The following is a 10,403-nucleotide window of genomic DNA, read 5'->3' on the forward strand; positions in this document are numbered from 1 at the left end:
GTAGAATGAAGACAATGGTGTTTTTAGAAAAATTTAGTTAGAGGTGGATTTTCGATTGAATGGAACAGCACATGCAGCAATTGGGGCAGCGACAGGTTTTGTTGTTGCCAACACTATACAAACCTCCCCGTCTATGACTCTATTTTTAATAGGATTGGGTGGGGTTTCGGGATTAGTCCCCGACCTTGACATTGACGGGAAACTTCGTGAAAAAATTACCTTATCCCATCAGGTGATCCAGCTAGTAGCACAGTTAATTGGAATTTTGATGATCCTTTATAGCTTTTTTCAGGGTGCAGGGAGAGAAAAATTGCTTGGGATTGGAATCGGCTTGGTGATGATGGTGATATCGGCGAAGATCAAGCAAAAGCATATGTTAACCCTTACCGGAATCGGTGTACTAGCAGGTGGATTCTCTTTACAGGAAATGTGGTTGATTCTACTGGGGATATATATATTAATTGCGTCCTTTGTTCCACATCGCAGCTATACCCATTCTATATTAGGAGTCATTTTCTTCGGAGTGACCGCTTCAAAGTTAGAAGCGTCACTCGGAATGGACGGTGTTTATTATACGTGCATTCTAGGATACATTAGTCATCTGATTGCTGATTTAAAAATATTGCCATGTAATAGACGGGGCGTTAAATTGTTTTTGCCTATTTCATCGAAGGAACTATAGATTGTAATTTACCTTGAAAATAATCCTTTCCCACACATCTTTCAAACCTGTTGCATTAAATGTTATTGGTACCCAAGAAGAAGGCCGAAAACCGTTCAACTAAAAAGTATGAAGAAAAATAAAAAAGGGGAAAAGGACAGTGGGGAGTAGAGAAAAACACAAAGGTAACCAAGACAATCGTATTCCCAATAGTAAAGAAAAAAATAAAGATAAACACCAAGAAGGCGTTGAGTATGCCTATCCCAGCAGTAAAGAACAATTTAAAGCTAAACACCAAGAAGTTATTGAGCGTGCCTATCGCATTCCGATATTTTTAAGTACGACCACACATTTAAATGACAATCAAAGCATGTTTCTAAACCGTCTAATATTAGAGATTGAGAATGCTTTGCTTTTTCCGCGTACCTTACCTTTAAGTGAGAGTTACCCGGAATCCATTTTAACGGATATTCGCCGGTTAGTTTCATCAAGTTATGGAATGTTGGCCATGAACTTTCGTCGATTTCTCGTTGAGGTCGTTGAAACCAATGAAGGACCATCTCCATCGACCCCTCCGTTCTGGGAGGGATCCGTATATTCACAAGTAGAACCTTCTATGGCTTTTCAATTTGGTCTACCTATATTATTAGTAAGGGAAGATAATACGGACGCCAATAATGGAATTTGGTCAGGCGGAATTGCCCCGCTCAACACATTTATTGTTTGGGATTCTGAAAATCAAACAGTTGATGAATTTTTTAATACCATTGAGTGGAGAGAAGCCTTTGCCAATTGGAGTGCAGAGGTAAGAAATGCTTATTATATTCAGACAGAGCCTAAGTTCAAATACAGATGCGATCGGTAAATTGGTATTTTTACCAAATTGAATATTTTATTAAGCTGAAAAAATAAGCATCGATTTCGATGCTTATTTTTATTGTTTTAAGATTTTCTTTTCAAAATTCAGCTTTTCCTGTCAATTTATAAGGGAAGGTCTTTCCGGATGATATATTATTAATTATATAGGAATTATTTTAAACATGTAGAAGATTACATGGGAGAGGTGAAAACAGATGGGAAGACATTATGATGTGATTATTGTTGGAGCAGGATCTATGGGAATGGCTGCTGGTTATTATTTATCCAAGCTGGGAATCAAAACCTTGCTGCTTGACCGGAATAATCCACCGCATGATCAGGGAAGCCATCATGGGGAAACAAGGATTATCCGCCATGCTTATGGTGAAGGGAAACAATATGTTCCCCTTGTATTACGAGCACAGGAATTATGGGAACAACTTCAGGAGGAATCGAATAAACGGTTATTTCTCCAAACAGGAGTGCTGGGAGTTGGAGCACCTGGGTCTCCTTTTATAAAAGGAGCAATCAATAGCGGCAGGGAATATACTTTGCCTTTTGAGGTCTTATCGAGTGAGGAGATGGCATATCGATGGCCGGGTGTTACCTTCCCAGAAGGATTTACCGGATGCTTTGAAACGAGGTCAGGAGTACTGTATAGTGAACAATGCATACAGGCTTTTCGAGACCTGGGCATTGAAAATGGTATGACGTTACTTCCGTTTACACAGGCTGAAAAGATTGAAGTTGATTCAAATGGAGCAACCATTACAACGGAGAATGACACCTATTATTCAGATTTTGTCGTGGTAAGTGCGGGTGCATGGTCGGGGAAATTGTTAAAGGAGTTAGGATTGGATCTCTCACTTCAGCCCACCAGGAAAACCGTTTCATGGTTGGAATGTGACCGGCAATTATATGATTCTAGCCTATTTCCCGCCTTTACAGTTGATTTACTGAATGCCCATTATTATGGGTTTCCGAGCATTGGTGGAAGTGGAGTGAAAATCGGCCGCCATGATGGGGGAGTACCGGTGGATCCGGATGCAACGGTAAGCCCGTATGGAGCGGATGATGAACAGGAGATACGTACGTTTTTAGAGAAATATATGCCGGGAGCAAATGGCCCTTTGGTAAAAGGAAGTACTTGCTTCTATACGTTAACGCCGGATGAAGATTTTATTTTGGACAAGCATCCTGAGTATCCGCATCTGTTTATTGCTGCTGGGTTTTCTGGACATGGATTTAAATTTTCAAGCGTTATTGGCGAAGTCATCAGCCAGGTTGTTACAAAGGGGAAAGCGGATTACGATTTGAGTAGATTTTCAATAAGGTGATAATGTCCATGGGGACGGTTCTTCTGGCTTTTTGAATCAGGAGAACCGTCCCTATGGTCTTTTTAAAATAGCAATATTGTGCTAATATTTCGAAATATCCTCTAGAGTCAAACAATTTAAAAATAGATATAATCGCTTTATCACACTAATTGATTAATTATTTACTAGTTTATTAATCAATTGAAAACGCTTTAATTGCTAGCTGTAGAGGAGGAATGAGTCGATACGTTTATTTTTTTGGAATTGAATATCTGAAAAATCAAAAATTAGAGAGGGGAATTTCCAGTGAACAAACAAACCTATAGGATGGATGACGCTCCGCTAAATAAGTTTCATATAAAAATTACTGCGCTGACCTTTGGTTCCAATTTTTCGGATGGATATGCTCTTGGAATCATCGGGATGGCCCTTAGTCTGCTTAGTCCGCAAATGCATCTTGGTCCATTGTGGAATGGATTAATTGGAAGCTCAGCCTTAATCGGATTATTCTTTGGTAGTCTTTTGCTTGGCGGACTTTCTGATAAAATTGGCAGACAGAAAATCTTCTTATCTAATTTTGTCATTATTACCATAGCTTCTGCTTTGCAATTTTTTGTGAATGATCCCATCACCCTTTTCATACTAAGGATTTTAATCGGTATTGCTCTTGGCGGGGATTATGCAGTAGGTTCTACATTACTTGCGGAATTTGCACCAAGAAAGTACAGAGGTCTTCTATTATCATCCTTAAATGTTTTATGGACCGTTGGTTATGTGCTTTCCAATGTTGTAGGATATTATCTTGGAAAAATGGGACCGGATTCTTGGCGCTGGATGCTTGTGAGTGCAGTCGTTCCTGCTGTCATTGTTTTAGTGATGCGGATTGGAACTCCTGAATCTCCAAGATGGCTGGTGAAAATGGGCCGAAAAGAAGAGGCAAGAGAAATCGTGAAAAAATATATTGGACCTCATGCCGTAATGGATGAAACGATTTCGCAAGATGCTGCCACCAATTATGGAATGAAGGATCTTTTCAACAAACATCTTTGGAAACGCACGGCATTTGGCGGCCTTTTCTATGTATGTCAGGTAGTCCCATACTTTGCTATTTATACTTTCCTTCCAACCATTTTAGAGAAAATGGGCTTTGAAGAAACCTTTACGGTTGATATGCTGTTAAATCTATTCCTTCTTGTGGGTTCAATCGCAGGTTTATGGTGTACAGAAAAGCTCTCACGCCGCGGTTTTACCATTTATACCTTTATTATCCTAACAATTTCCTTATTTGTTCTAAGTCTTTTGCCAGCAGGATCGCATGGTTTTTCGATTATGATTTTCGTCATTTTCACCTTTGTTATGGCGGCAGCTTCCAATTTAACTCTTGTTTACCCAGCAGAGCTATTCCCAACGGAAATTCGCGGTACGGGCGTTGGGATGGTTACCGCAATCAGCCGAATCGGTTCAGCGATTGGAACATTCCTTTTGCCGATTAGTGTAAGCTCCTTTGGAATGACAGCATCTATGATCACCATGTCTGTTATCTTATTGATTGGAACGGTTGTTTCGATTTTCTGGGCACCTGAAACGAAATCACTTGGCTTGAATGAAGCGAGTGATCCAAACCTAGACGTTGAAATTAGTCTAAATGGAGAGGGAAAGAGTGTTGAAGCAGTCAAATAACATTCATTTCTTGGTCATGAAAGGGGGAAATAAGGGATGATTACTACGGAATCAAACACCCGCCCAAAGGAAATAAAAAAAGTTACCTTGGGTGATGGAGATGTTTCCCTAAATGAAATCATTGCTGTTGCTAGATATGATGCAGAGGTTTTATTTTCACAAGATTACGACGACCGGGTCAATCTTTCGCGATCAGTCATTGAAAAGTTTTTGGAAGAAGAGCGGGTCATTTACGGGGTCACAACGGGATTTGGCAGTAATGTAACCCAAAATATCTCCGCTGAAGATGCTGAGACCCTTCAAAAAAATATTATTCGTTCTCATGCCGTTTCGGTTGGTGCTCCGTTGGAGAAAGAAGTGGTAAGAGCCATCCAATTCATGATTCTAGTGAACTTAGGGAATGGTTTTTCAGGTGTAAAGTTAGCGACTTTAGAACTTTTAAGGTCGCTGCTCAATCACCAAATTACTCCTTTTGCCCCTGGGGAAGGGTCGGTCGGGTATTTATCTCCGGAAGCGCATATGGCCTTAGTGTTAATGGGGGAAGGAAAGGCCTGGTATAATGGTGAGCTGATTCCCGGGAGTGAAGCATTAGAAAAAGCTGGTTTACAGCCAGTAACATTAGGTTGTAAGGAAGGATTAGCCCTTACAAGTGGAACGACTTCGGTCACTGCTTTCGCATCATTAGCTCTCTACAACAGTATTCAGGTGACAAAAACAGCGGATATTGCTGGTGCGTTGTCTCTAGAAGCGTTAAAGGGAACCATTAAAGCCTTTGATCCACGAACACATGAGGTTAAGAGACATATTGAACAAGCTGGCACAGCTCGAAACCTTGTAAAAATGCTGCAAGGCAGTGAGATTGCTGAAAAATATCAGGATTACCGATTACAGGATGCCCTTAGCCTGAGATGTATTCCTCAAGCTCATGGAGCCGTAAAAAAGGTTTTAAAAGATGCGGAATTTACCATATGTAATGAGATAAACTCGTCAAGTGACAATCCACTGATTATTACAGAGAATCAGGGAGATGCCCTTATGGGTGGGAATTTCGATGGAACATACGTCGGTATCTATGCGGATACAATGGCCATTGCAATGGCCAATCTAGCAAAGGTTTCAGAGAGAAGGCTAGACCGACTAGTTAACTATCATGTAAGTGAACTTCCGAATTTTCTCGTAGCCAAACCAGGCTTAAATAGCGGTTACATGATTCCACAGTATACGGCAGCAGGACTGCTGAATGAAATAAGGGTTCTTGCACATCCCGCAACGGTTGATAATACACCAACCTGTGCCAGTCAGGAGGATGTTGTCAGTTTTGCTTATTTTGCCGCAAAAAAAGCCTATCAAATCGCTAAAAAGCTGGAGTATATTTTAGGACTTGAAATGATGGCTGCTGTCCAAGCCTTGGATTTTCATCGACCTTTAAAACCTTCACCTGTCAGCCAAAAGGTTTATGAGCTCATCAGGAGCGCCGTTCCAACGGTAGAAGAAGATCGATATTTCTATCCTGATATAGAATTTATTACCAACCTTATAAATGAAGGAGAAATTCTAAACGCTGTCGAATTGATAATGGGAAAACTAGATTGGTAGGAATGTCTAGAATAATGGAAGCTTTTTTACTCATCTTCATTCGAGTAGATTAGCTTCTATTCTTTTTGGGGGCTTAGAATATGGTCGAGGAACTGACACAAATATCTTTTGCACAGCTACTGCTTTCAGGAACCTTTGTACACGTGGCACCTTTTGAAGTTTTGCAAGAAAAGTACGGCGTGAATATTCAGCCTAATGTAGTTGTTTTGGTTTCGATGGATCGTTATCCGGATTTAGCTGACGGAAAACCAGTCGAATGGAAAATAATTGTTGGACGGAAGCTTGTGGAACAATTAGACATCCTCTTACCTATTCCATTTTTATGGGCATGGACAGAAGAGGGGGTTCTGGCGCTCTTACTGGATTTTCATGAGGTACCTGCACATGATCGAAAAAGGGAAATCCTTTTACTGGCTGAAGAGATTCAAAAGGGATCCGATCAAATTGGCATACATGTATCGATTGGGATCGGAAATTTTTATGATGACCCAGTTTCTCTCATTTGTTCATTTGAAGAAGCCAAGAAATCAATGTCCGGAAGGTTTTTTCAAGGGAATAAATTAATTTTTCACACAGATATGAGAAAAAACATCGTGGAATCCTTAAAGATTCCTTTAACAAAAGAAAAGTCAGAACTATTTTCTATTGTTAGAATCGGGCACACAGAAGGGGTTGTGACTGGTATTAAAGGAATCATGGATCGGGTTGCTGAGATTTATAATTATAATGAAGAGGTTTTTAAATCTGAGGTTATTGATTTGCTGATGATGATGTCTAGAATTGTTTTGGAAGCCGGAGTAAGTCCTGTCTCGATTTTGACCAATACGGCAAATGTGATTCAAGATCTCTATCACACGATCCGATATGACAAATTTGTTATGAAGGTTTGTAAGTATGCAGAATGGTTAACCGAACAGGTAGAAAATATCTATATTCGTGATGTTTCCCCGAATATAAAACAGGCGATTCGTTATATGAAAGAGAATCACCAAAAAGAGGTTTCTTTAGAAGAGATCGCCCATTATTGCCACTTAAGTAGATATCATTTTAGCCATCTTTTTAAAAAAGAGGTGGGAACCAGTGTCATGGATTTTTTTAATAAGCTCCGAATTGATAAATCCTTATTCTATTTAGAAAAGACCGACTTATCCGTGCAGGAAATTGCGAATCAAGTGGGTTTCGAGGATTCCAATTACTTTAGCCGATTATTTAAAAAATATATCCATTCGAGCCCAACCGAATATCGGCGATTAATGAGTAACCGTTTTTGAGGGCTCTTGGCAGGATTTATTTATAAAACACTTTGTCAATATTGTATTTGGTGTGCTGGTTGTTGATGATGTAGATTTCGTAAATTTCTCTATCCATCGGATCCTCGACGACGGATACAGAAATTTTATACACTTCATCACGGTGCATTTTTTTTTGTACGCTCTTTTTGACAATCTTTTTACTGCAATGTAAAAGAAATCACCATTTTATAATCTATTCCCTGATTCTAATCAAACGTTTGATTAAAAAAATGCGTAGATCTTGTCGGTTTGTAAAGAGCGGGTGATTGTTTCCAAATATTTTAGGATGGATTAACCACCTTCTCTAGTCGTATCAAAGGCATAATTTTAAAAATTAAATACAGGAATAGTTTCTATCAATTCACAGAATGCTTTGTCTTAAGAAAATATAAATACTCTATTCCGTCAGCGGTGATCTTCGTGCCTGCCCTTCCTCTGCCTTTGACGACAAATCCTTCGCTTTCTAAAATATCCAACCGGCGACGGATCTGCTGAGGGGACAAGGCAAAGTCCGATTCTTTGCTTTGACGTGAAATCAGTTCTCTGCTTGCCGCTTTTCCTTTTTCGTTGTATTGCTTGATTACTTCCAATATGAAAGCGTGCTCCTGCATTTCTAGCATACTTTCACATGCGAAATATTCGGATTTTATACTGTCTCCAGCTTGCCCCAGAAAGGAAGGAAGGTCTCTTTTTGTTACGACATTTCCCTCACAAACCGTAAGCATGTAATCAATTGTGCTTTTCAGTTCCCTTATGTTTCCAGGCCATTCATATTGCAAGAAAAGCTCCAGAACATCTTGCTCTAACTTTACCCACTTTCCGCTCTTTGTGATGAGATGCTTAATCAAAAGTGGAATATCGGCTTTTCTCTCATTGAGTGGTGGAATACAGAGATTAAGTACATTCAGCCTGTAAAACAAGTCTGATCTAAATGAGCCTTCCCGTATCTTTCCTTGAAGATCTTTATTCGTTGCGGTAATCACTCGAACATTAATAGGGATAATTCTTCCACCTCCGATTCTGCGAATTTCTCTCTCCTGCAGAACGCGCAGCAGATGTGATTGAACAGTGAGACTTATGTCGCCAATTTCATCCAAAAAGATAGTCCCGTTATCCGCCAATTCAAACAGACCTTTCTTGCCTCCCCTTTGCGCTCCTGTAAATGTCCCTTCTTCGTAGCCGAATAATTCGCTTTCAAGCAGGGTTTCTGTTAATGCGCTGCAGTTCACAGCCAGAAACGGCCCGTTTTTCCGCATTGAATGCTCATGAATAGCATGCGCAAATAGTTCTTTTCCTGTTCCTGTCTTGCCCTGAATCAAAATCGGATGTTCCGACAAGGCGAACTTCTTGGCGATCTGCTTACATTCTTTCATTCCATCATGCTCGCCAATAATATCATGAAAGCTGTATTTCGTATAAAACCTTTTATTTTGCGTTTCTCTTTGTGCAGTCTTTTCAATTTCAAAGGCTTGATGTACACTTTTGAAGGTTGCAACAATGGTATTTTCTTCCACTATTTGCGATCGAAAAATTACGACTTCCACGCCGTTTATGTCGAAGAATTTGCTATCATCCTTGCCGTTCATGATGAACTCGATCATATCCCGGCGATTCATCACATGTTCTATATACTTATTAACCACATCTTGAGCAATAACATGAAACAATGCCGCAAGACTGTGATTGAATACCGTAATCCGTCCCTCCTGGTTAACGACCAATATTCCATCATCGACAGTTCCCAACACATTTTGAATGTGCTCGCTCATCTGCTTGGCATCCCGCTCTGCAACTAACAGCTTACGTTGTAATTCAATGATATTGCGAATATACCTTTCTGAAATCTTCGAGGCTATATCTTTGTCCAAACCGCAGCATTCCACAACTTCCAAAATGGTTGTCATATCAAAAAGACGCACGCCTATATCGATTACTTCTTTTATATAAGAGGGGCACAGATGCGTTTCTCCTGGTGAAACGGCAATTTGAATATCCTTATAAAACAATCTGCCTTTTTGAAAAGGGATAAATTGAATATGGTCGACACCAAGCTGATATAAGGATTCAATAAGATTGATCGTTGCATCAGGATCATCATTTACCAGCAGAACGTCGGAGCCTTCAGGTATTCTTAAAAGTTTGTCAATATATTCATGATGAACGGTTCTCTTGCCCACAATTATTTTCTCGGCATTCACACTATATATACCGTTTGTTCTATTATAAGCGGCATCTGATGAACACACGATAATGGTATCTTCCAGAGACCGCGGTATTCCTTCATCTGCAGCATGACTGTTAATTTGAACATAGTCTCCAAGCAGGTGTTCCAGCTGTTCATGCAAAGCTTGCTTTGTTTTTACACTTCCCGCTATAAGTGTAAGTGTGGATTTCGTCATAAGATACCTTCCTGTCTTTAAATTGGTTCTATTATATCACCAAAAAAGACCAATAAAACCCTAAAGAATGATTCTAAGCATAAAATTTCCTTGAAAATCAATCTACACATTTTGGCACAGATTTTGCATTTATAAATCGATGAAGTGCCAGAGGATTTGAAAAGGAGGGGAAAAGCAGGATGAAAGGTAAAAAAAGATAGGCTATCAGAAAAATATTTGTAAGCGTTTTAGTATTCTTCATTTATTTTCATTACAAAGGAGATATGTGTATGGGTTATCCACAAGAAAAGACTGTTTCGCTCGGAACAGCGGGGAAAAGAGAGAGAAAAATCAATATTTTTGTATTGCTATTCATCATTCTTTTTATTGCAACTCTATTAACCTATGTTTTGCCTGCTGGGGAATATGTACGGATTGAAGCGAATGGACGGACAACGGTAGACCCTCACTCTTTTAAGTGGTTAAAATCTGCACCAGTAGGTTTGTTCGATATGATAAAAGCTGTTCCTACAGGAATGGTAGAAGCGGGCAATATTATCTTTTTCTTGTTAATTATCGGAGGATTCTTCGGTGTATTAAGAGCAACAGGTACGGTTGACGT

General features: G+C 39.7%; 7 protein-coding genes and 2 pseudogenes. 7 read left to right on the plus strand and 2 right to left on the minus strand.

Going from position 1 to position 10,403, the window contains the following annotated elements; all coding sequences use genetic code 11:
• The first annotated feature begins 55 nt into the window (after positions 1 to 55).
• From E2K98_RS05310 to E2K98_RS05335, 6 genes are all read left to right on the plus strand, one after another.
• A complete protein-coding gene (locus tag E2K98_RS05310; RefSeq protein ID WP_133333206.1) occupies positions 56 to 682 on the plus strand; it encodes a metal-dependent hydrolase in 627 nt (208 codons plus the stop codon).
• Between the two features lie 139 nt (positions 683 to 821).
• Positions 822 to 1,526 (plus strand): hypothetical protein, encoded by a 705-nt coding sequence (locus tag E2K98_RS05315; protein WP_235824721.1) that lies wholly within the window; start codon positions 822 to 824, stop codon positions 1,524 to 1,526.
• 208 nt (positions 1,527 to 1,734) lie between these two features.
• Positions 1,735 to 2,856, plus strand: coding sequence for an N-methyl-L-tryptophan oxidase (gene solA / locus E2K98_RS05320; protein ID WP_133333208.1), 1,122 nt, complete (start codon positions 1,735 to 1,737; stop codon positions 2,854 to 2,856).
• A gap of 285 nt (positions 2,857 to 3,141) precedes the next feature.
• Positions 3,142 to 4,515 carry an MFS transporter gene (locus E2K98_RS05325; protein ID WP_235824722.1) on the plus strand — a complete coding sequence of 458 codons (1,374 nt, stop codon included), beginning with the start codon at positions 3,142 to 3,144 and terminating at the stop codon, positions 4,513 to 4,515.
• Between the two features lie 36 nt (positions 4,516 to 4,551).
• Positions 4,552 to 6,111, plus strand: a complete 1,560-nt coding sequence (gene hutH, locus E2K98_RS05330) for a histidine ammonia-lyase (RefSeq protein WP_133333209.1) — start codon at positions 4,552 to 4,554, stop codon at positions 6,109 to 6,111.
• 80 nt (positions 6,112 to 6,191) lie between these two features.
• On the plus strand, positions 6,192 to 7,382 hold the full coding sequence (locus E2K98_RS05335; protein WP_133333210.1) for a helix-turn-helix transcriptional regulator: 1,191 nt from the start codon (positions 6,192 to 6,194) through the stop codon (positions 7,380 to 7,382).
• Between the two features lie 16 nt (positions 7,383 to 7,398).
• Here E2K98_RS05335 and E2K98_RS05340 read toward each other — a convergent pair.
• Together E2K98_RS05340 and E2K98_RS05345 are read right to left on the minus strand one after the other, a co-directional pair.
• A pseudogene (locus E2K98_RS05340) lies at positions 7,399 to 7,533 on the minus strand (nucleotide excision repair endonuclease); the annotation flags it as partial.
• A gap of 226 nt (positions 7,534 to 7,759) precedes the next feature.
• Positions 7,760 to 9,802, minus strand: a complete 2,043-nt coding sequence (locus tag E2K98_RS05345) for a sigma 54-interacting transcriptional regulator (RefSeq protein ID WP_133333211.1) — start codon at positions 9,800 to 9,802, stop codon at positions 7,760 to 7,762.
• Between the two features lie 269 nt (positions 9,803 to 10,071).
• On the opposite strand from E2K98_RS05345, the pseudogene E2K98_RS05350 reads away from it, so the two are divergent.
• Positions 10,072 to 10,403, plus strand: a pseudogene (locus tag E2K98_RS05350) (YfcC family protein); the annotation flags it as partial.

Source organism: Bacillus salipaludis, assembly GCF_004358205.1.